The organism is Paenibacillus marinisediminis, from assembly GCF_054343325.1.
On sequence record NZ_JBTGUH010000001.1, the window covers coordinates 1 to 22,208 of the forward strand.

At 49.1% G+C, this 22,208-nt stretch carries 21 protein-coding genes and 2 tRNA genes; 5 read left to right on the forward strand and 18 right to left on the reverse strand.

The annotated features are described in order from the left end of the window. The 9 genes from ACXX53_RS00005 to ACXX53_RS00045 form a co-directional block, all read right to left on the reverse strand. A partial coding sequence (locus ACXX53_RS00005) for a transposase (RefSeq protein WP_458567635.1) occupies window positions 1-144 on the reverse strand: 144 nt, incomplete at its 3' end. Between the two features lie 664 nt (window positions 145-808). Then, on the reverse strand, window positions 809-1,354 hold the full coding sequence (locus tag ACXX53_RS00010; protein ID WP_458566558.1) for a glutathione peroxidase: 546 nt from the start codon (window positions 1,352-1,354) through the stop codon (window positions 809-811). An 83-nt stretch (window positions 1,355-1,437) separates the two neighbouring features. Beyond that, entirely contained in the window at window positions 1,438-2,352 is a 915-nt protein-coding gene (locus ACXX53_RS00015; RefSeq protein ID WP_458567636.1) for an EamA family transporter, read from the reverse strand. 233 nt (window positions 2,353-2,585) lie between these two features. Next, complete coding sequence (locus ACXX53_RS00020) at window positions 2,586-2,852, reverse strand: HPr family phosphocarrier protein (RefSeq protein ID WP_458566559.1); 267 nt, start codon at window positions 2,850-2,852, stop codon at window positions 2,586-2,588. Between the two features lie 184 nt (window positions 2,853-3,036). Then, window positions 3,037-3,123: transfer RNA gene (locus ACXX53_RS00025), tRNA-Leu, on the reverse strand. Window positions 3,124-3,289: 166 nt separating this feature from the next. Further along, window positions 3,290-4,216, reverse strand: coding sequence for a nucleoside hydrolase (locus tag ACXX53_RS00030; protein WP_458566560.1), 927 nt, complete (start codon window positions 4,214-4,216; stop codon window positions 3,290-3,292). Window positions 4,217-4,381: 165 nt separating this feature from the next. Further along, window positions 4,382-4,468 (reverse strand) — tRNA-Leu (locus ACXX53_RS00035). Window positions 4,469-4,669: 201 nt separating this feature from the next. Continuing rightward, window positions 4,670-4,894: a hypothetical protein gene (locus ACXX53_RS00040; protein WP_458566561.1), complete on the reverse strand. Its 225-nt coding sequence runs from the start codon at window positions 4,892-4,894 to the stop codon at window positions 4,670-4,672. A 158-nt stretch (window positions 4,895-5,052) separates the two neighbouring features. After that, on the reverse strand, window positions 5,053-5,379 hold the full coding sequence (locus ACXX53_RS00045) for a hypothetical protein (RefSeq protein ID WP_458566562.1): 327 nt from the start codon (window positions 5,377-5,379) through the stop codon (window positions 5,053-5,055). Between the two features lie 257 nt (window positions 5,380-5,636). Between ACXX53_RS00045 and ACXX53_RS00050 the strand changes: the two genes are divergently transcribed. Next, complete coding sequence (locus tag ACXX53_RS00050) at window positions 5,637-6,296, forward strand: DNA uptake lipoprotein (protein ID WP_458566563.1); 660 nt, start codon at window positions 5,637-5,639, stop codon at window positions 6,294-6,296. An 87-nt stretch (window positions 6,297-6,383) separates the two neighbouring features. Here ACXX53_RS00050 and ACXX53_RS00055 read toward each other — a convergent pair whose 3' ends face one another. Continuing rightward, complete coding sequence (locus tag ACXX53_RS00055; protein WP_458566564.1) at window positions 6,384-6,989, reverse strand: DedA family protein; 606 nt, start codon at window positions 6,987-6,989, stop codon at window positions 6,384-6,386. Between the two features lie 204 nt (window positions 6,990-7,193). Between ACXX53_RS00055 and ACXX53_RS00060 the strand changes: the two genes are divergently transcribed. Further along, window positions 7,194-8,351 (forward strand): YkvI family membrane protein, encoded by a 1,158-nt coding sequence (locus ACXX53_RS00060; RefSeq protein WP_458566565.1) that lies wholly within the window; start codon window positions 7,194-7,196, stop codon window positions 8,349-8,351. A 117-nt stretch (window positions 8,352-8,468) separates the two neighbouring features. On the opposite strand, the gene ACXX53_RS00065 is transcribed toward ACXX53_RS00060, so the two are convergent. The 3 genes from ACXX53_RS00065 to ACXX53_RS00075 all read right to left on the reverse strand — a co-directional run bounded on the left by ACXX53_RS00065 (window position 8,469) and on the right by ACXX53_RS00075 (window position 14,312). Beyond that, on the reverse strand, window positions 8,469-11,699 hold the full coding sequence (locus tag ACXX53_RS00065) for an AAA family ATPase (RefSeq protein ID WP_458566566.1): 3,231 nt from the start codon (window positions 11,697-11,699) through the stop codon (window positions 8,469-8,471). Then, window positions 11,696-13,054, reverse strand: coding sequence for a metallophosphoesterase family protein (locus tag ACXX53_RS00070; protein ID WP_458566567.1), 1,359 nt, complete (start codon window positions 13,052-13,054; stop codon window positions 11,696-11,698). The genes ACXX53_RS00065 and ACXX53_RS00070 overlap by 4 nt, the downstream gene beginning before the upstream one ends. A 118-nt stretch (window positions 13,055-13,172) precedes the next feature. Next, window positions 13,173-14,312 carry a glycosyltransferase family 4 protein gene (locus ACXX53_RS00075; RefSeq protein WP_458566568.1) on the reverse strand — a complete coding sequence of 380 codons (1,140 nt, stop codon included), beginning with the start codon at window positions 14,310-14,312 and terminating at the stop codon, window positions 13,173-13,175. Window positions 14,313-14,434: 122 nt separating this feature from the next. Here ACXX53_RS00075 and ACXX53_RS00080 point away from each other — a divergent pair, with 122 nt between their 5' ends. Beyond that, a complete protein-coding gene (locus ACXX53_RS00080; RefSeq protein WP_458566569.1) occupies window positions 14,435-14,608 on the forward strand; it encodes a hypothetical protein in 174 nt (57 codons plus the stop codon). A gap of 55 nt (window positions 14,609-14,663) precedes the next feature. On the opposite strand, the gene ACXX53_RS00085 is transcribed toward ACXX53_RS00080, so the two are convergent. After that, window positions 14,664-15,425 (reverse strand): ABC transporter permease, encoded by a 762-nt coding sequence (locus ACXX53_RS00085; protein WP_458566570.1) that lies wholly within the window; start codon window positions 15,423-15,425, stop codon window positions 14,664-14,666. Next, window positions 15,422-16,354, reverse strand: a complete 933-nt coding sequence (locus ACXX53_RS00090; protein ID WP_458566571.1) for an ABC transporter ATP-binding protein — start codon at window positions 16,352-16,354, stop codon at window positions 15,422-15,424. The genes ACXX53_RS00085 and ACXX53_RS00090 overlap by 4 nt, the downstream gene beginning before the upstream one ends. Before the next feature lie 199 nt (window positions 16,355-16,553). On the opposite strand from ACXX53_RS00090, the gene ACXX53_RS00095 reads away from it, so the two are divergent. Then, the gene (locus ACXX53_RS00095; RefSeq protein WP_458566572.1) at window positions 16,554-18,017 is read left to right on the forward strand and encodes an RsmF rRNA methyltransferase first C-terminal domain-containing protein; all 1,464 of its coding nucleotides are present in this window, start codon (window positions 16,554-16,556) and stop codon (window positions 18,015-18,017) included. Between the two features lie 175 nt (window positions 18,018-18,192). After that, window positions 18,193-18,621 (forward strand): exosporium protein C, encoded by a 429-nt coding sequence (locus ACXX53_RS00100; protein WP_458566573.1) that lies wholly within the window; start codon window positions 18,193-18,195, stop codon window positions 18,619-18,621. A gap of 442 nt (window positions 18,622-19,063) precedes the next feature. Here the strand turns inward: ACXX53_RS00100 and ACXX53_RS00105 are convergent, their stop codons facing one another. From ACXX53_RS00105 to ACXX53_RS00115, 3 genes are read right to left on the reverse strand one after another with little or no spacing between them, the layout of a single operon-like run. Beyond that, window positions 19,064-19,870, reverse strand: a complete 807-nt coding sequence (locus tag ACXX53_RS00105; protein ID WP_458566574.1) for a Cof-type HAD-IIB family hydrolase — start codon at window positions 19,868-19,870, stop codon at window positions 19,064-19,066. Window positions 19,871-19,905: 35 nt separating this feature from the next. After that, entirely contained in the window at window positions 19,906-20,646 is a 741-nt protein-coding gene (locus ACXX53_RS00110) for a pseudouridine synthase (protein ID WP_458566575.1), read from the reverse strand. Between the two features lie 3 nt (window positions 20,647-20,649). Next, window positions 20,650-22,191 (reverse strand): RsmB/NOP family class I SAM-dependent RNA methyltransferase, encoded by a 1,542-nt coding sequence (locus tag ACXX53_RS00115; protein WP_458566576.1) that lies wholly within the window; start codon window positions 22,189-22,191, stop codon window positions 20,650-20,652. Between the last annotated feature and the right edge of the window lie 17 nt (window positions 22,192-22,208).

Here is a 22,208-nt window from a genome sequence, read left to right on the forward strand (position 1 = left end):
GTACTTCCCCACCCAGCCGCGTAGCGTACCGGGATTGATATTTAATTCATTAGCTACATCATCCAGGCTCTTCGTCTGTTCCTGCACATACTTTACTGCTTCACGTTTAAATGTCTCGTTGTACCGCTGTCTTGTCTCACTCATGCCCGACACCTCTTTGTTTTAATAGATTCATTATCTGTGTGACACTAAGAGATGTCCACTTTTTATTCTAGGTCCAAAAACCCTGTTATCTATCACGGTCGGTACATCCACTCGCCCCCATCGCATCTCGTAAGCCGGTTTCACCCCGTTATCTCACTTTTTGAGCACATTGCCGACTCTGTAACGGGGTAAAACCCGGTTATCTCTCTCGGGCGGTACATCCAACCGTCCCCATCGCATTCCGTAAGACGGTTTTACCCCGTTATCTCACTTTTTGAGCACATCACCGACTCTGTAACGGGGTAAAACCCAGCTATCTCTCTCGGGCGGCGTCATCAATCGTCCCATCGCATTCCTTAAGCCGGTTTTACCCCGTTATCTCACTTTTCGAGCACATTGCCGACTCCGTAACGGGGTAAAACCCTGTTATCTCTCTCGCGTGGTACAGATAACGTAGACCATATGACACAGATGCAGGTTGCTATATAGAATAGCAATGTGATCGCCAGAATCAACCTAGCAAAGCAGCTCATTGAACTTCCCGCCTCCATACGGACTGCCGCTTCGCGCCGGCATGCTTGGAACAACGCAGCGCAACGCAGCCACCGCCTGACTTCCACCATAAAAAAAGGCTTCAGCGCATGCGCTGAAGCCTTCCTTTCATTTATAACAGATCGCGAATCGCATCTTCCATATCCATCGGATCTGTTGTTGGTTCATACCGTTCGACGATATTACCTTCTCGATCGATCAGAAACTTGGTGAAGTTCCACTTGATCGAATCATCATGCAAGTAATGCGGATACTTCTCTTCCAGAATCTTATTCAACAGCTTAGCATGAAAATGATCTTCATCAAAGCCCTTGAACGGAGCAGCGTTCACCAGTTCTTTGAAGACTGGATGAGCTTCCGGTCCACGAACGTCGGTCTTCTCTGTAATCGTGAAAGTTACGCCATAATTAAGCTCGCAGAACTTCCCGACCTCAGTATTGCTTCCTGGTTCTTGTTCGCCGAATTGGTTGCATGGAAAGCCGATGATTTCCATGCCCTGCTCTTTATAACGTGTATACAGACGCTGCAAGTCCGCGTACTGCGGAGTGAAACCGCACTTGCTCGCTGTGTTGGTAATGATCAACACTTTTCCTTTATACCGCTCAAGTGAAAACTGTTCTCCAGTCAAAGTGGTTACATCGTAATTGTAAATTGACATCGTATGATCCCCTCCCGAAATCTCAACCATTTCCATCAACATCTATCGTAACACGCCAATTTACAATGATCAAATATACGAAACTAACTTTTCAACACCGAGTGTGCACGTTCATTCAGCTTCTGTGGACGCCTATTCACACGAATCTGCGGTATCGCAATCCCAATCAACACAATAGTGATCCCTATCCACCGCAGCACAGATACCTCCTCCTGAAGCACCAATACCGACACGATCACTGCCGCAGGCAATTCGGCTGCCCCAAGAATCGTACTCATGCCAGGCCCTATCTTCGGGATACCTATCGCAAAGAAGACGACTGGAATCACGATTCCTAGCAGTGCCAGTAGAACTCCATATTTCCACAGACCATCGGTAATCGATCCATCGTATAAGAATGCAGGTGAGAACGTCAGCATCACGATCGTCAACGCTCCCGTAACAATCAGGAAGCTCTTCGAGAGTACCGGCACAGTTGTACCTACTTTTCCACTCACAAAGATATATAGTGCAAATGTAATAGCGGACAGCGCCCCAAACAATATCCCTTTTGCCGTCCATCCGCCCCCACTCTGCTCAAGCACACCTCCCGCAAGAATCGTACCTACGAGCAGCACAGCCACTGATATCAGCTTCGCCTTACTCGGAAATTTTCGTTCCACGACAGCTTCTAATATAATTCCTATCCAAGTAAATTGGAACAACAACAGAACCGCCAACGAAGCAGGAAGCTGTTCAACGGCATATCCGTAAAATATACTCGTCAAGCTCATCGGTATTCCCGCCAACAGCAGCGCACCCGCTTGCTTCCAACCGACGCGCACTCGTGAGAAGAGCAGCATGAGCACTAGCAAGAAGCTCCACCCAAAAAAGTATTGCCCGCCTAATATTTGTTGTATCGTATAGCCGTCCGCGATACCCAGCTTAACAATTGTAGATAGCGTGCCGTAGCTGCACGCACCAAGAAACACAAGACTTGAGTACTTTAACATGTTTATCGATGTTGCCTCCTTATTCTTCATTCAAAAAATGCCAACAAAAAACCCCCTGCCGATAACTCGGACAAGGGGCGAACGAAACCAAAGACTTTGCTTTGTTAAAATTCCGCCTTCATGCGATAGCAGAGAACGCTGACGCTGAAGTTTAGTCAATATGAATGCTTTACCTACAACATTGTATTTAGAATCACGGCAATAGTCAACCGCTTGTACGAGAAATGAAGGTCATGCGATCACTCCAGAACAGACTCAATCTTCTTACCTACGTCTGTCAATGCTTTCTCCGCTTGTTCACCAACCGTCATCACTGTCAGCGTCTCGCCGCATTTTGCCTCCAGACTCAGCAGTCCAATTATACTTTTCGCATTAATGGTTTGATTCTCTTTAATCAGCAATACTTCACAAGAGTATGATGATGCTAGCTGTACCAGGGCCCCAGCGGGTGTCGCATGAATCCCACGCGGATTCTTCACCGTGTAGTCTCTTTGACATACATGCATTGCCATTCCCTCCAGTTGTCAATCCTTTACATTACTACTACCACTCTAACATTTCTATCATCTATTCAAAATGAAAAACAACCCAAAATGTACCTGTTCACACATTCTCCATAATAATCGAGATGTCAGATGTACATAAAAAAACAAAGGTTTCAGCCTGATAAGCTGAAACCCTTGATAATAATGGTGCAGTCAAGAGGACTCGAACCTCCACGTCATCGCTGACACTAGAACCTGAATCTAGCGCGTCTGCCAATTCCGCCATGACTGCAAATATTTAAGTTGTTCCACCATCGTGTGGTGCTTAGTTATTATATGACGTTCAGCTACAGAAGTCAAGCCTTGAATATACATTCAAAGCTTTATTCGATTACCCCGCGCCAGAACACCTCCTGAGTCACGGGGTAAATACTTGTACGGAATTCGAACCTACATACTTACATCATTCGACTTAAGAAATGCTTCAAAAATCTTTCCGCCTCAACCTCCAAGCATACACTGCACGTTGGCGCCCCCTCAAGAACTTCTCTCGTTCTGCCGAGCTCGTCTCCTTCGGTATCGATCGTCACATTCAAAGGCAGTTCCTTCACGAAGCTAGGATCGATAGCAACTCCAATCGCAAGCGGATCATGAAGCGCACAGCCACCGATCCCCGGATGTGTACTCTCATAGAAACGAATATAGAACTCGGTCATATCCGCAAAATATCCTCCAACCGCTGGATCGTGCTCGCGCCATTTACTCACTTCGGTCAATGGGAGCAGTGTCTTCATCGTTACATCGAGCCCAACCATCGTAAGTGGAAGATTAGCCCGCATGACGTTATCGGCTGCTTCCGGGTCGCAATAAATATTAGCTTCAGCCGCAGGAGTCACATTGCCTCGAGTGCGTACAGCACCGCCCATAATGACGATCTTGCCGACTAGGCTCGCAAATTCCGGATCTTTCTGAAGCGCGAGCGCTAGGTTAGTCAGCGGCCCCACCATAACAAGCGTTACCTGATGAGGATGCAGATGAACTTGCTCAATGATATAGTCAACAGCATGCTGTTCGGCCGGCCGTCCCGTCGTCTCACAAACAGGAGCGTTACCTAGTCCATGCTCGCCATGAATATGGCGTGGATGATTGAACTTTTTGCGCTCTAACGGATGCTCCGCACCCTTAAAAACAGGAATATTATAATGTCCAAGCTTCTCCAATACGATTAATGTATTGCGTGCTGCTTCATCTACTGTGATGTTGCCGTAGCATGTCGTGATCCCCAACATATTCAATTCAGGCGAGCGCATCGCGTAAGCTATGGCTAACGCATCGTCTACACCTGTATCTACGTCCAATATCGTTAACTTCGATTCGTTATGCACGATATCACACCTTCTCGAATATAGTATGTGTCTCTATCAGTTTACATTTTCTATTTCCTAGTGACAACATACTATTACGACGCAATATCGCCATAACGAGTATCGTTCGATAATGCGCAAAAAAGAACAAGGGTTTCAGCCTGATAAGCTGAAACCCTTGATAGTTGGTGCGGATAAGAGGACTCGAACCTCCACGACCTTGCGGCCACTAGAACCTGAATCTAGCGCGTCTGCCAATTCCGCCATATCCGCATATATGATATTGATTACTTAAAGTGTGCCGCTATCATTTCGATATCGTTCAATCAGTGGCGACAAGAAATATAATATCATGTGCACCACTCAACGTCAACACCTATTTCAAAAAAAGTTTATGCAGATCGAGCGGCCTCATGAACGAGACCCGCATCGATCGTATCATAACTCAAAACACTGCGACGCCTCCATTAAAACTCAATCCAACAGACCTTCTGGAAGCTGACGCGGCTCGTCAGCTGGTTGGTAGCCGTACTGCCGCTTTAATTTGACAATACGTCTACTCTTCTTACGGATCATAACCGTCTGCTCATCCCATGCTACCACGATTCCATAAACATCATTGCTCTCTAATATGTCGCGGACGACACGCACTTCGGTGTCCTCCTGGCGATAACGATCCAACAGCTCATCTGATATCAACTCATCACCTCATTATTCGATCATGATTGTATAGTTATTATAATCTGCATCCATTGAATTGAAACTTACTCCATCAAAAGACCCGAGGATATTCAACTCCCCGGGTCTTTCGGTGTTTTTATCCAGCCAAGCCCTATTCTTGATTCGATTGCGAGCCATTAATGACCTACATGCTCTTTTGAATCGTTCTTTTCAAACCAATAATCCAACACTTTAGCGGACATCACGCGCTTATCAATGTAATCAGCCTGCTGCGCAGAAAACAGCTGACGCCATGGAACATTCAGTTCGGTGCACAGCTTTACTACAGTCAAGAGCTCTGACCAAGCTACATACCTTTTGTACCAGAAAAATTGTGGATGCTCTATCATATAGGGGTAAAGATCGTCGAATTCGGTATGCTTGCAATCCAGTGCCCGTTCAAAATGCACCCTAGCCTCCAATACCTTCCCCTGCATGAATTGAGCCGTCGGTTCATGAACCATCTTCGTCGCCCCCTCTCACAGCTTACCTTTATTATATGCCAAACGAACCGAAGGAGAAATGAAAAGATTTTATATTTCAACTGCAACTATTATTAAAATTCAGCGTTTTATTAATATAGACTCCGACAAACAACGTACAACTATCATATATACAGGAATTTGCACCTATAGAGCTGATTATGGTAATTGTTTATCAGTCATCTGGAAGGGTAATATATATTATGCTCGTCGCGAGACGCACGAAGGAGGAATGAGCGATGCAACTTCCCAAACTCAGAGGCCTCCGGTTAATCGTTATAGGCGGATTGCTAGGTGTCATCTTCGTTAGCTGCGCATCCGTTAAAGACCAAACGCCTCCAATATCCACGTCTACCGCTTTATCACCGCAGTCTGAACTGCCTCAGTCCGAACAATCAAAGTCGAACAAGCCTAAGTCCGATCAAATGTCCATTTCGTCTGATCAAGCATCCGAAGGCCAGCAATCCAACAATCCAGAGCCTGCAGAATATCCGTTTGATCGGAATGATATTCGTTTGAAAAGCATATCGTTGACCAACAGCGCCGATGAAGTAACGACGATATGGGGAGATCCCCTATCCAAAATAACGATGGATGATAATGAACCGATCCAAGTGCTGGAGTATGATGGATTTTCCATCGGCTGTGATCGAACAGGTCATGTCGCCTTTGTGGAAGTATCCGGCGACGGCGTTTCAACAGGCTTTCAAGGTCTGAAGATCGGTGATATGGATTATAATGCAAGAGCAGCTCTTGGCAACCCTGATGAAGACTCTGGTTATGTATGGCGATATATTGAGGACGATGTTCTATTAAGACTAGATCTAGATCCAAAGACAAGTATTGTTCAATCTGTTAAACTGTTTCCCTACGAACAGAAGAGTGTTTATACAAGTTGATTGATACCTGATTGCGGAATATAAGCATACTAAAAAGCCTTGGTGCATGAAATCGCTCATGACCAAGGCTTTTATATTTTTCGCCTATTAAACAACATTTTTCCTCTTTCGATAGACCCAAACACTATATAATACCGCCACCAATATAATTGCCGCCATCGCAGGTAGTGCATATGCCCTCTGCTCTCGGAGCCAGTGTACAGTCGTTTCCCAATGGATGCCAACCACGTGTCCTACGGTTAGAAAGGTACCTACCCAGAGTAGGTTTCCTATCATTGCAACTGAGAAATAGATAGAAAATTTCATGCGAGACATCCCGGCCAAGTAAAATATAATATGACGAAACCCTGGGATGAAATAACCGAATATGATGCTATATGGACCATACTTCTGAAACCATCGTTCTGCGGCTTGAATTCGGGCAGGGGTAAGCATGATCTTCGATCCGAATCGATCGATCAACGGCTTCCCAACCTTTCGTCCAACGAAGTAGCTAATGATCATACCGATCATACTTCCTAACGCACATACGGCGAACGCATGCGGATACTTTAGCGGACCATCAACGGTCATACTTCCTACTACTACCATTACCGTTTCATCTGGAATAGGTAACCCAACTAGTCCCAATGCCATCAAAAAAAACAGAGCAAAATACCCATAATGCGATATTGCCCACATCATCTCGTTCATGTTGACTCTCCTCCACAACCCCATGCAGAAACATGTCTCAGTAACTACTATATAATAACTTGGCAGATGACAGGTTACAGCTATTGTAACATAATGATGGGAGTCATGTCCTTCTGTTTAGATGCATACAGTCTAATAGTGCCGTACAAGCCCAATAAGCTGATCTGATCGACTCCATGACGGCATCGGAAGGAGCAGAATAAGATGAAATCATGGCTGCGCGTGCTGCAGGTTGCATTTACTTATATTGGAACAGTTGTAGGAGCAGGCTTCGCTACAGGACAAGAAATCATACAGTTCTTTACCCGATACGGTCGAGTTGCTGTTATTACGATTCTGATCGCTACCTTTCTGTTTATATGGTTAGGTACCAAGTTAATGATACTCGCCCATCGCTTAAGAGCGAGATCTTATGAGGATGTAAATGTCGCGTTATTTGGACAACGAGCTGGTCAGTACGTCAGTTTTTTTACATTGATCGTGCTCACCTGCGTAAACAGCGTTATGCTGGCGGGAGCGGGAGCCGTGTTTAATGAGCATTTGAATATGAATTATCAAACCGGCTTGCTCATTACCTTGGTCGCTTCTTACTGGATCATCAACCGCGGTATGAATGCGATTCTGCAGCTTAATTCTATCGTCGTACCGACAATGCTGGTTTTCACATCCTTCATCATGTGGGACACCTTTCATCAACCCAATACACTGCAAGGCATCACTATGATTACGGACAAGCCGATATATGCCGCAATTGTCTCTGCTTGTTTATATGGCGCTTTCAATTTGGCAATGGCTCAAGCTGTGCTTGTACCGCTCGGAACTTCAATGCCTGATGAACGCACCATCCGCAGGGGTGGCATATTAGGCGGAATATTAATCGGCTGCATGTTGATTGCTGGTCACATGGCGCTATCCGTTCAGATGCCGGGCATTACACAATTCGATATACCAATGGGGCAGATCGCATATGGGTTAGGTTTCACCGTTCAGATCATCTATATTTTGTTAATATTTTCAGAAATATTTTCGACATTTGTGGCTGATATATATGGTGTAACCTTGCAATTGAAGCATCGATTATCACTTTCTCCGAAGCTGATCACAGCAGGCATCATGTTATTCTGCTTCGTAATGAGCCAATTCGGCTTCAAACCGCTTGTTTCGTTCCTATACCCGCTGTTCGGCTTGCTAAGCGTCATATGGATGGTGCTGCTCATTCGCAAGAGGATCGATCATGATTCCATTACACCTCCCCCACAGGAAGGCAACAGTCAGATACCATCGCATAAGTCGAATTGGAACCTTAGTCTGCTCCCACGTAAGAAGGATGAGAAGCTCTCCGCAAAGAGACCACTGAAATAATCTTCAGAGGCACATCTGCTTTCTGTGAGGGAACGTTTTACTCTATTGTTAGAAAAAAACATCTCCGATCTCACCTGTACAGTGAGAATGGAGATGTTTTCTATTGATCGGATTCAATTATAGTTCAATGATATGAACATCACCCAATACTTGGCTTGCTGCTGCAACCATATGCGGATGGCAAGTCGTCCAGATAACCTGCCGCTGCTCCAGCATATCAGGAAGAACTTGCAGCATCTGATGTAAACGTTCAGGATCAAAGTTTACGAAGATGTCATCCCATACAAACGGCAGTGACACTCGTTCCGACATCACATCTGATAAGGCAAGACGCATAGCCAGATACACTTGCTCCATCGTTCCGCGGCTTAATGCAGCGGAGTCGATGATACGTCCGTCTTCGTGCTGAACTGCCAATTGCTGCGTTCCGAGCGGGGACAGCACTCGATTATAGCGCCCTGCTGTCATGCGAGAGATATACTGTCCTGCGCGCTTATAGACATATGGCTGCTTCTCTTGCTCATATTTCTTGCGAGCAGATGCAATGATCGTCTTCGCAAGTGAATGAACCACATAGCGGCTCGCTTGCTGATGGAGCTCAGCCTCCAATTCGGATGCGCGCTGCATCCACTGCTCCTGCTCCGCTTCTTGACGGAGCCGCTCCTCCTCTTGCCGGAGCCTGCCGGTCTGCTGTTCCGCGTCGCGTATGCTGCGGTCCAGCTCATCCAGCCACTCGTTCAGCTCGCGACAGCGCTGTTCAAGCGCCGCTCTGTCATGCTGGACGAGCAGCGCCTCAAGCGGCGCGAAGCTCTCGCGCTCGCCGCCGCGATAGCATGCGGCGGCAAGGTCGCGCTGCAGCAGCAGGCAGGCCGCGTAGCGCTCGGCCTGCTGCGCGAGCCGCGCAAACGCGGGCGCGTCCTGCGCGCCGGCGCTCTGCCAGAGGCGGGCGAGCTCGGCGCGCAGCGCAGCACTGCGCTGCTCGAGGCGGCGCTGCTCCTGCTCCAGCGCCTCGAGCTCGCGAGCGCGCTGCTGCAGCTCCGCCGCGCGCGCCTCCTCGCGCTCGATGAGCGCGAGCAGCCGCTGCAGGCGCGCTTCCGCGGGCAGGCCGCCGGCTTGCTGTGCGGCGGCTGCCTCGGCGGCGCCTTGCGCTAGCGCAGGCAGCCGCGCCGGCGCTGGCGCGTGCGCGTGCGGCTCAGCCGCGTGGAGCACGCGCACGCATGCCTCGCGGTACGCGTCGAGCTCCGCGCGCAGCCGCCCAGCGCGGGCCTCGAGCCGCGCATGCTTGCGCGCAAGCTCGCTCGCCTGCTCCACGCGGCGGGCGTGCTCAAGCGCGCCCTGCGGGCTCCACGCAGCCGGGAGGCCGCGCGTCTCGAGCCAGCGCTGCCATGCTGTAAGCTGCGTCTCGCGCGCATCCCGCGCGCGGCGCGCTTCCTCATCAGCCGCAGCGGCGCGACGCTCGGCGAGCGTGCACGCCTCGTGTGCCGCCCGCTCTCGCTGCGCCAGCCGCTCGCGCTCTCTCGCCCACGCGCTCACCGCTTCCAGCGCCTCATCCAGGCGCTGAAAGCTCACATCCGCTCGCTCTGCGCCGCCAGCTCCTGCGCGGCTCACGCGCGTATAGGTTCCCGTCTCAGCCGAACGGGAACACTCGCTGCACCGCTCTAACACCGGAGCCAGCTCCCGCTCCAGTGCGCGCAGCATCTCCGCTAACCGCAGCTCCGCACCGCCAACCGTCGAGACGGTGCCCCGCTTACTCCTGCCGCTTCCTGATCTTCTGCTGCTCCACCATAACCAGCCCGCAGACACCGCGCCAAGCAGCGCTACTCCTGCTGCACCCAACACTTCTCCTGCGATACCCAAACCAATCGCACCCAAGATCCCGATGCCACCGATGATGTATGGCGCATATGGACTTATGACCGGTTTCACGCTTGCCTCAACATCTGGGGCAGAATAGTCAAGCCCAGATAATAATTTATTTACGTCATCCCATGAACGGAACAGTTTACTGACACTTGCATCATCAGGAGCATATCCGCTTCCCGATACTCCTGCCCTAGCATGCTGAGCTAGAGAATCCATAGCTTCTGACTTCGTCTCTTCCGCTAATCTGAGCTCGCTGGACGCACGTCGCAGCTCGTCATCCGTTCGAACGGCAAACGCGTCTACATGCTCCAGCTCCTTGCTGTATTCGCGTACGTTTTCCACTATTGTCTGCGACATATCACTAGCGGCAAGCTCCGTCGGTGTCCATTCTGGTCCGCTCTGACGCGCTAGCCGCTGCAGCTCGCTCTCCGCTGCCTCCAGCTCAACTTCCACTTCGTGCAGGTCATCGCGCCAATGCTGCACGGTCTCAGCAAGAGCGATCAGCCTTCTCGATTCAGAGGCGCATCGGAGCAGCTCTTGTGCAGGCTGATCTTCCGCAAGCTGCGCTTGCACCTCAGCCCGCTTCACCTCCAGCTCCTCCAACATATGAGCCGTCTCCTTCAGCTGATGCTGCAGCGCTTGCTCGTTCTCTTTCCATTGCGGCTCCCAATGTGACAGGTCAGGCAGCTCCTGCAGCTCGCTCCTTACCGCAACCAGCTTCACCCATACATCGCTAACGTGAAGCGCACGCTCCATCATCGCCAGCTGACCGCGATCCTCATCACGCTTGGTCAACAGCTGTTCAAGCCGTGAACGCTCCTGTTTCCATTCGGTCTCAGCATCTTGCAACCTGCTTGCCAGCCTCGCTTGTTCTCTCTTGCCTCGCTCCGCTTCCTGCAGCCCTTTCAGCGTTTCATGCAGCAGCTGTGTTCGACCGCGCGGCTTATACAGCTTGTCCATCTCTGCTTGCAGCTTGCGTTCGCTGCCTGCTATCGATCTACCCGCATCAAAGCCTGCATCATACAGCATAGATCGCAATTCTTCACCCTGCAGGGTGTGCAGCGCATGCAGCTCGTCAAGCGTCACAGCGAACAGCTTGTTATATAGATCAGCGTGAAGGCCGCCTAATAGCTCCTGTTCAAGCTCCAATTGACTGCGCTCCCGCATATTTCCGAATGGGTCCACATGCTGAATCCGTACAAACGGTCCATTGCTGCGATCTCGACGTTCAATGATCCATCTTCCGCCGTCGCGATCCTTCGCAGTCAGTCGCCCGGATATCGCTCCCCCGTTCAGCGGCTCATAGCGTTCCATAGCCGTACCGCGCTTTGACCAACCGTACAGCATCGAACAAATATAAGAGAAGATCGTACTCTTCCCCGCCTCATTCGGTCCTACAATAATCGTCATACCCTGTTCTGGCAGATCAAGCACACGTTGATGAAACGAACCGTAGGCTTGCAGCTCCATTCGCTCAATTCTCATGATGACGGCTCTCCTTCCAGCATGTCCACAACGAGACAGAGCGCTTCATTCAGCAGCATGTCAAACTCTTCCGGTGTAAGCTGCTCCGTCCAACGTGAGAGCTGCCGCTGCTGCATAAGCGGCTGCAGCGCTTCTTCCATCCATTGCTTACGTATGGCTTCATCTGTCATGGCATGCTCGGTCAGTCTGATTGCTTCCCCGATAAAATGGTCCGCGTCTCGCCAAGCATCGAGATCGGCTGCCGAACGGCTGTCGATACGCACGGATACAGGCCATACTGCGCGTTCCCCCTGTTCGCTCTGCAGCTGCTCCGCTTCACGCCACATCTCGATTAACTCCTCCTGCAGCGCACCGCTAATGAGCTCCTTATGCAATGCACTGCGTCCCGTTAACGTGACCCTTACGAGCTGAAGCTGTACATCCGTCTCTTCTCGCCACTGGTCAATCGCCTCCCAGAGCTTATCGATCAGCTGCTGCCGCGTATCGATGTCGTCAAGCCGTAACGTCTCTTCTCGCCATCGAATGACATCCAGTCTATGAAATTGAATCGTTGAGCTTCCGTCTTCCTCTACATCCACCACATACGCGCCTTTTTCTCCTGTCTCTTTAATATGCCGACCTTGGAGATTGCCGGGATACACGATCCACGGCTGCTCATGAATGACTTCGCGCTTATGAATATGACCGAGAGCCCAATAATCGTACCCTTTTTCGATCAACTGCTGCTTGGAGCAAGGTGCGTAGGGATCATGATCCTGCCTTCCGTCTACCGTGCCGTGAAGCATCCCTATACGATAGAGACGAGAAGAACGATTAGAGCTGGCTGAATTATGAGCACCATGCTCTGATGCTGATAAATCGTCCAGCTCCACGCTATGTTCCGGTATTGCAGGATACTTCATCGCCAGGTTATCATATACAGCTTGCTTGCCGTACGACATACCGCTGACGACTGCTGCAGGCTCACCTGCTCGATTGAAGACGATGTGGCTTTCAGGCTTGTCCTTTCCCATAACCGTGACGCCGGCAGGCCATTCCCAATCCAAATTCCCGCTCATCGGATCATGATTTCCATGGATAATGAATACGCTCACGCCTTCCTGAACCAGCTTAGCTGCGCCTTGCTGCAGCCGCCATTGCGACCTAAGTGATCTTGCATCCGAATCATGCAAATCTCCGCACAGCAGGAGCGCGTCCGCACGGGTATCCAGCGTCAACTGGACCAGCGCGTCCCAGGCCTCCATACCCGATTGAATCACTTGTTCCCGCAGCCGATCAGGCATCGGCACAAGCCCTTTGAAGGGGCTGTCCAGATGCAGATCCGCCGCATGAACGAAACGAAATGTCCTTGCCATTCGATCCCTCCTGATCCTTTGATGTTACAGTCCAGCCCGTTGCTTATGTATGTATATAGCCAGCTTAGAAGAGTAAAGGGCTGTCACCGCTATTACGCAAGAGACAACCCTGTTCCTATTACGAATGAGATTCATGCTCTCGATACTTCAGATATGCTAGCTTGAGCTCGTTAACTATGCGGCTAAGCGAGTACGCCTGCTTCGCCTTGGCAGAAGCCGCGCGTCCCAATTCATAGCGAAATGCAGGATCCATCATGACCCGTTCCAGCGCTTTACTTAACTCGATCGGGTCGTCTGCAGGTACGAGAAGTCCATTCACTCCGTCCTCGATCTGTTCCGGAATTCCGCCTACATTTGTACCTACCAGCGCTAGATTGCATAATGCAGCTTCCGCAAACACAGAACCAAATGACTCCGCTCGCGAAGGCAGCACGAAAATGTCCGAAAATGGCATGAATTCTTCTGGATGCAGCATGTAACCATAGAAGATGGTTTCATTGTAGATGCCTAGACGCTGTGCCAACGCTTCAAGCTCCTCACGAATCGGACCATCCCCGATAATATGCAGCACATAGGCGTGACCACGGCGCTTCAATTCCGCACATGCCTTCAGCAGGATATCTATCCCTTTCGCTGGAACAAGTCTGCACACTGTAATAAGCTGCGGCACTTCATTCTCATGCGCGATCGGCTTAAAACGCTTCTCGTCATAGCCGTTTGGCAAGACGCTGATTCGATCCACATGTTGAAGATACGGTTTCATATACTGCTTGAATGCTTCAGATACCGTCATTATTTCATCCACCGATGCCTCTAGTTCTCTGTACAACGATGTTAGAAAGCGATGCTCTAGACCGCCTTCCTCAATCTTACCGTTCAAGATTAGCTCACGCTCATAACTGGAATGAATCGTCATGATGACTGGTGTGTTAGGATATAGGCGTTTCATCGCAAGTGCAACAATCGGGTGATGCGCATGTATGAGATCATACGTCTTGGTAAGACGCAATTTTGTCCACCATATATAATCACGAAAAGTTTGGATATATTTTTGTACAATTGCCGATTGCCCATATTCAGTCCAATCAAAGGTCTTGAACTGAATATCTTCACTGCCCTTTCCCCGAATGCGCTTAGGCAGTGAGAACAAGTCCATCTCCCAATGGGGAGGCTGAAACCGATCCATAAGATAGGGAATCATGGAGGACACCCCGCCCGGCTGTTCTGGCGGGAAAAACAAAGCTTGCAACAGTTTCAAGACTGTCCCTCCTTTATATTCACTTCTCGCCCACCACTGATAATGATATATTAGATTACATCTCTTTCATTATTATACTACACTCTGCTCTTCTTTCTCATCTTTGAGCGAATTATCGAGCAATGATAGCTAACTTAGTTCAAGAAGAAGTTGACGATGTTGGTTTAGTTGGACGATTCAGCGGTGAAGAATGGATTGACTTTATTCATCATTCCCGCCTGAAACCTGAAGTAGACGCGAAATGCATTCGCAAGTGGGTTGGAGTGGATGAAGCGATGTATCATTCGAAGCAGTGAGTGAAAGAGGCTGCCCTCGCACAGACGATGTCTGGAGCAAGGACAGCCATTATCATTATTGAATATCTCGTTTATTAAATATGAATATAGCGGCAAGCAGCATAACCATCATATATATGCAGTATATGAGGACAGCTAATCCAAGGGAAGCACCTGTGTATGGCAGTCCATACCCATCAATAAAGTAAGGCTTCCAATCCAAGTTAGGGAAGATAAGCAGCATATACCACGACTTCTTACTCCAAAAGACAACGACCGCCGCAATAATCGATTGCGTAATAATCGGTACCGTTATCGAAAGTCCGATACTTCTTGTTAACACCGCCATCAAGAAAGCCAGCAAACTATAGAAGAACAGGCTGGGCAGGCTGAATATAAGGTCACGAATGACTTCCCCAAATGTAGCACTGTTCTCACCGCTGAACAGGATCAGCCCTGTGATCCAAGCAACAATCACAGTGATTACATATACGACAATTGTGATCATGATTAGATTAACGAGCTTCGACATCATGATCGTCGTTCGACTAGCAGGACGAATAAGCAGCTGCTTGATCGTGCCATCCTTGAATTCATCTGTTATTGTCTGAGCTGAGATAGAGATCATAAAGTACAATGTAATCGCTGAGATGACACTCGCCATAACGTTCATGAAATCGAGAGAACCGAACTCGGAACCGGATTCCATCATAAACAGCCGCATAACCGTTCCGATTCCCACTACCATTAGGATTAGAAAGATAACATAGTACGGAACTTGGCGCTTCGTATATGTCTTCATCCATTCATTACGCACTAGACCTGAGAAATAACTCATACGATTTGACCTCCTTTCGTCATCGACAAGAACGCGTCTTCAAGCGATTCTGCCACCTGACGAACTTCGTATATTTTCAGGCCATGCTGAACCATCAAGCTGACCAATTCGGGAATCTCCTCTTGCTGAAGCGTAACCGTCACTGAGCCCGCTTGCTGATTGGTGGAGTATTGACATTGACGCTCTTGAAGCAGTCGTTCCGCATCTTCCAGCTGAGCAACACGGAACTGTACAGCTTTGCCAGTGGCTTGGTTCACATCCGCATTCGGATCCAATACCCGCTCACCGACGAAGCGACCATTTTGAATGACGACAACTCGATCGCACATCAATTCAACTTCGGACAACATATGGCTGGATACTAGTATCGAGATATTCTCAACCTTCGCAAGCCGACGCAAATAGTCGCGCAGTTCACGAATACCCGCAGGGTCTAAGCCGTTGCTTGGCTCATCCAACAGCAGAATCGAAGGATTATGCAGCAATGCTTGAGCAACGCCTAACCGTTGACGCATCCCGAGCGAGTAGTTCTTTACTTTTTTGTCTAATACTTGAGTTAATTCAACCAGCTTTACGATCTCATCTATGCGTTCCTGCGTCACTTTCGTGCCGCTCATTCTTGCAAAATGAATCAGATTCTGTCTCCCGGTCATGTATTTATACAGCTCAGGATTCTCTACGATCGCACCGACATGCGCCATAGCTTTGGCGCGATCCGTCTTCACATTATGGCCCTCAATGATAACGTCCCCCGCCGTTATAGACATTAGGCCGACCATCATACGGATTGTCGTCGTTTTGCCAGCACCATTAGGACCTAGAAATCCATACACCTCACCACGGCGTACACTGAATGACAGATTATCGACAATGGTCTTACTGCCGATCTTCTTGGTGACATTCCGCAGTTCTACTACTGCATCACTCATTGGCTTACCCCTCTCTCTAACCACAAATATCTAATTGCTATCTATCTAAATATATATAGTAAACGATTGATGCTAGCAAGTGGCTTACATTTTCGTCACATATTAGCTGAAATTGCATTTCCATTGCGTAATGACTGCTTTTTTAGGTAAAATTAATGACACTTCTACATCTATACACCTCTTTAAGGAGTCAAAAGCAATGTCACAACTCAATAATCCACTGCCTCCGGCATATGAACAACAGATGCAATCGATGCTGCAAGAAGAAGCAGATGCCTTCCTTGCAAGTTATTATGCGCCGCGCGCTTACGGTTTACGTATTCATTCACGAAAATGGCCGACACATCCTATCGCTCGCGAGCGAACAAAAATCCTGTTTCAGCTGCGATCGATTCCATGGTGCGAGGAAGGCTATTATTACGAAGCGAACTCACGCCCCGGCAAGCATCCTTATCATGCTGCTGGCTTCTATTATATTCAAGAGCCTTCAGCCATGTCTGCTGTAGCGCTGCTTGATCCGCAGCCAGGTGAATGTGTACTGGATCTTGCCGGTGCCCCCGGCGGTAAATCAACACAGATCGCAGGTAAACTTCAAGGCGAAGGCCTATTAATCGCCAATGAAATTCATCGGGAACGTTCCCGAATACTAGCTGAAAATGTAGAGCGTATGGGCTGGAGCAACGTCATCGTCACGAATTCGGATCCGGATACGCTCGCTGAACGTTTTCCGGAAGCGTTCGACTGCATCATGCTCGATGCGCCTTGCTCAGGAGAAGGCATGTTTCGCAAGGATCCGGATGCGATCGCCGAATGGTCGCCAGAACACGTCGCCTTATGCGCGGCGCGCCAATGGGACATCATTCAGGCGGCAGTCCGCATGCTTCGTCCCGGCGGGCGAATCGGCTATTCCACCTGCACCTTCAACGAAGAAGAGAATGAGCGCATCATCGAGCGCTGGCTAGAAAATTATCCTGCGTTCCAAGTCGAACGCATGGAACGCATCTGGCCGCACCGTCACGAGGGAGAAGGTCATTTTGTCGCCGTATTGCGGCTCACGCATACGGACGGCGACCTTCTCGGTCTTGATGCTGCGGCCAATGACGCCTCGCTCCCGCTCGCAAGTCAAGAGCGGAAGCGAGACAAGAAGCGTGCTGGCGGTCGACCATCCCAGGTCGAGCGTACGCACGCAATGAACGCGAAGGAGGCGTATGCGCTCTTCGCGAGCTGGGCGCAAGAGGCGCTGCCTGCGTGGGAGCCCCCGCCAGGGGAGCCGATCCTGTTCGGCGATGAGCTGTACTGGCTCCCCGCCTCCCCGGCTGGCAGCGCGCTGCGCATGCGGCACGAGCGCCTGAACGGGCTGCGGGTTCCCCGTCCCGGCTTGCATCTTGCGCATATGCGCAAGATGCGTGTCGAGCCCGCCCACGCACTTGCGTTAAGCCTGAGCGCTCCCTCCGACGCGGCAGTGGCGTTAGACTTAGATTCACAGTCCAGCGATGTGTCGACCTACTTGAGCGGCAACACCCTGCAATTGCCTGAGAAGATCTCGAAGGCTAAGGGCTGGGTACTTGTTACAGTGGACGGCTTGCCGCTTGGCTGGGGTAAAGCTTCCGATGGCATCCTGAAGAATCACTACCCTAAAGGATTGCGTTTGCAATCTCTTTAATACACCGCAGCCTCACCAGAGAGCATAAGTAATCTATTCCCTGGTGAGGCTGTTGGATTATGTGCGGACAGTCAGCCTGTTATCCTGCCTATCTATTAGCCATTCTATTAATTGTCCAATCACTCTCCTATCATCCATCATATTCTATGAATATAGTATGAAAGGAGATGATATATTGGTACGAATTCTCGATTATGCTGCTGTTCAGCCATTGAGCAGATTTAATTTATCTGAATCATTTATTATCAAACAAACACCAGAAAGGTCGCTTCTAGCAACGATTCGAATAAGAATACCTTCTTCGGATGCTCAACCTAATCGCGTTGAGTTAGTCGCAACTGTTGGAGTTCGAGGGATTACGGGTATCGCTCAAATTCTATTCCGAATCTTCCGTGATGAGAAGGAGATCTTTAATACGGTACAAGGTATTGAATCAGCTGATTCTGAACAAAACTACGCTGTCACATTTCAAGGGATTGACAAGAATGTAAGATCAGGATGTCATGTTTACACCGTAACCGCTGAGAATCTAACTCCAAATACTCGAGCAGATGTCGTCGGGCCGATTTCATTTAGTGGACTAGCTGTTGAAACGAGAACCTAATCTGAATACATCACAAAGACCGCTATTTCTATGGATACAAACAGAAATAGCGGTCTCTTTGTTGTTATTCGATTGGTCGACTAACGCAGTGGATTGTTTAGGCTAATACCCAAATCCTGATCATACCGGGCAAATGTCCAATTCGAGTCAAGGCTGCTGCATATGATACTCTATACCGAATGACGGACGTATTCGATGCAACCGCCAGTGCCCAGAAACTACGTGTAACCGATTCGGTGTGGACCGACTACTTGCAAAGGGAGGAATAAATGATGAACGCTATTGACGGTAGACACCACCACTTCCATAACCAATTAGGTATTATTTTGGTATTGTTCATCCTGTTGGTAATCATAAGCGTAGTGTTCTGCTGCTGATTCCAACATAAGAACGCTGCCACGTACAAGAAGGGGACTATGTCCCCTTCTTTCCTTGTGACAACCTATTTTTTTGAAAGAATATATTTCTGAAGTGCAGCATGTACCCCATCTTCATTGTTGCTTAAGGTAACATCATCAGCCGCCGCTTTGACATCAAGCGGTGAATTGTCCATAGCAACCCCGATTCCCGCATACTGAATCATGGTTACATCATTATAATAGTTGCCTATTGCCAATATATTCTCACGTGGAACTTGCTGCTGCTCTGCTAAGTTCATCAGCGCATTCCCTTTCGTTGCTTCGGGATGCATGACGTCGATGAAATAATCGCCCGAGCGAATAAAATGCAGCTTGTGATCCCAAAGATTCATCTCTGCCTCTATTTCGTCTATCTTATCCTTTTCACCCGACATGGTTAGCTTCAGTGCCGGCTCCTGCAATTGATCCCAGCCTGGAAACAGCTTCGGCTTAATCAAAAATTGAGAGTAGATGTGCAGTACTTCGCTCGTCAGCACTTCCAGGCTGTCCACATACAGATCAAAGGCTGTATTCACATCAAAGTGAATCTGATGCTTGCGGCAATAATCCATATATCTGTCTAAATCTTGTCCCTGCAGTTCAAACAGATTAAGCTCTTTTCTGCTCTTGGATGCGACTGTAGCAGCACCGTTATGTGTAATGACAATGCCTTCAAGACCTAATTCGTCCAGATACGGCAGCGTGCTGGACGGACTGCGCCCTGTGCACAGCACAATTTCAACTCCGGCTTCTGCAACTTGACGAATCGTATCTGCATTTCGCTTGGACAGAGTGTGATCATCATGCAGCAGCGTTCCGTCCATATCAATGGCAACAATCTGTATACTCATTTATAATTTCCTCCGTAGCTTACTTTTCCAAATCATTATTGATCGCCTCTTAGGCCAGATAACTCATCTGAGGTTAACTCCCGCCATTCACCAAGCTTCAATTCGGGATCTAATCGCAAGGATCCCATCGTTAATCTCTTCAGATATACTACCTTCTTGCCAACCGCTTCAAACATTCGCTTAACCTGATGGAATTTGCCTTCGGTTATCGTCACCTCAATGTGAGAGATGCCATCCACATCCGAAGCGGCATCGTATTCAAGTATAACGAGCTTGGCCGGTTGAGTGTGGTACCCGTCGTCCAACACAACTCCTTGCTGGAACGCTGCAATGTCAGCCTCATCTACTCTTCCACTGACACGAGCGTAATAAGTCTTCGGCACATGCTTCCGCGGAGATAAGAGCTCATGCGCGAGCTTACCATCATTAGATAATAAGAGCAGTCCCTCTGTATCCTTATCCAATCTTCCTACCGGAAACGGTTCAAACACCTGCATGTCCGCAGGAAGCAAGTCAATTACCGTTCGTTCTCGCGTATCCTCTGTTGCCGATATGACACCTGGCGGCTTATGAAGCATGATATATACGAACTCTCGGTATTGAATCGTTTGCCCATCCAAATTCACGATGTCGATATCGGGATCAATTTGCTTGCCGCTATCCTTTATGACAGCTCCGTTAACGGTAATCAGTCCGATTTTGGCCCACTTTTTGATTTCGGAACGAGTTCCGCAGCCCATATGACCAAGTAGTTTATCCAACCTAATCTTCGCCATCGTTTACGTCCACCTCCAAGCAGCTGGGTATTCATTTTTCAAGATGTGATCTAAGCGCTTCGCGAAGCCTAACGGACTCCCTTCAAGCATAACTAGCACATAGCCCTTTACTGCTTGGCTAGCATGTTCAATTCCCAGATCTTCTCGATATGACAGCGTATCCCCTCGCAGGTAAGGAATGACATCAGGATCTGACGCACTGAAATGGTACTCTCTCGCCGCATCACCTTGGCGGAGCCCCATCGCAAACGCATGTGCTGGTTCAAAGCGTCCGTTCATGCACGTGCCCAGAAACCAACCTGGTCTTATCACTTTAAGCTTAGTCAATATTTCATGCGATACAGGACAGGAGTATAAATAGTCCTTAATCGCAACATTAGGCATAGTTGGTACATGGCTCATATTGTGCTCGCAAAATGTAGAAAAAGCATCTATCTGATCCTGATCCGGTGAACGCAATCCCTTCGGACGTACCTTGGTCTTCATCATGCGTGAATCCTGCTTCTTCATGTCCCGCTTACTCTTCACCCCGATGAATGGAGCAGATGGCTCGATAGGAGTCGGTGGCAGCTGTGAATGATTAGCTTGAACCGGTTCGCCAAGCCGTTCCATCACAGCAACATAGTGCCCCTCACCTCGTACAAGATGAGGCCATATACGAGCTGTACCTGCTACGGCTTCAATCGCCGAGGGTGAAGCTTCCCATTGATGCTCATGTATACAATCCCGAGCCCAATCCTCACGCCCTGAAGCAAATCCGTGATTCAGATCAATCGGAACTACTCGGTAATCTTTATGCTTGGTCAAGAAACGAGCGATAGAGGCTTCATTCTCCTCCGGTGAGAACGTGCAGGTCGAATATACAAGTCTGCCGCCAGGCTTCACTAACTGAGCTGCACTGTCCAGAATCTCCTGCTGCATCGCTGCATATGTCAATACAGGCTCTCGTTCCCAGGCACGCACCATATCGGGATCCTTGCGAAACATACCTTCTCCGGAGCAAGGTGCGTCTACTAGCACCTTATCGAACCACTGCGGCAATGCTTCCGCAATGCGCTCCGGACGCTCGTTAAGCACAATTGCGCGTGTAACGCCATAAAGCTCCATATTGCGAGCAAGCACCTTTGTGCGGTCAGGATGAATATCATTGGTGACTAATACCCCCGATTTCCCTATCCCTGCCGCGATCTGTACAGACTTGCCTCCTGGAGCCGCGCATAGATCAAGAACACGGTCCCCTTCCTGCAAATTCATCAAATTTACGGGTGCCATAGCACTCGGTTCTTGGATATAATAGAATCCGGCGTGATAGAATGGGTTCTTGCCGGGCCTAGCTTCCGGCGGTGTGTAATATCCATCCTTCGTCCAAGGGATTCGTTCGGTTAGTTCAGGCATCAAGACTGCAAGTTTGTCCATATCCAGCTTGATCGTATTGATGCGCAGCCCTGATGCGGGCTCTTCATTATAGCTGTTAATAAAGGCGGAATAATGTTCCCCCATTCGGTATTTCATCGCTTCCACAAATGCAGTCGGTAGCGCAATCATGCTTTCATCCTTCCATT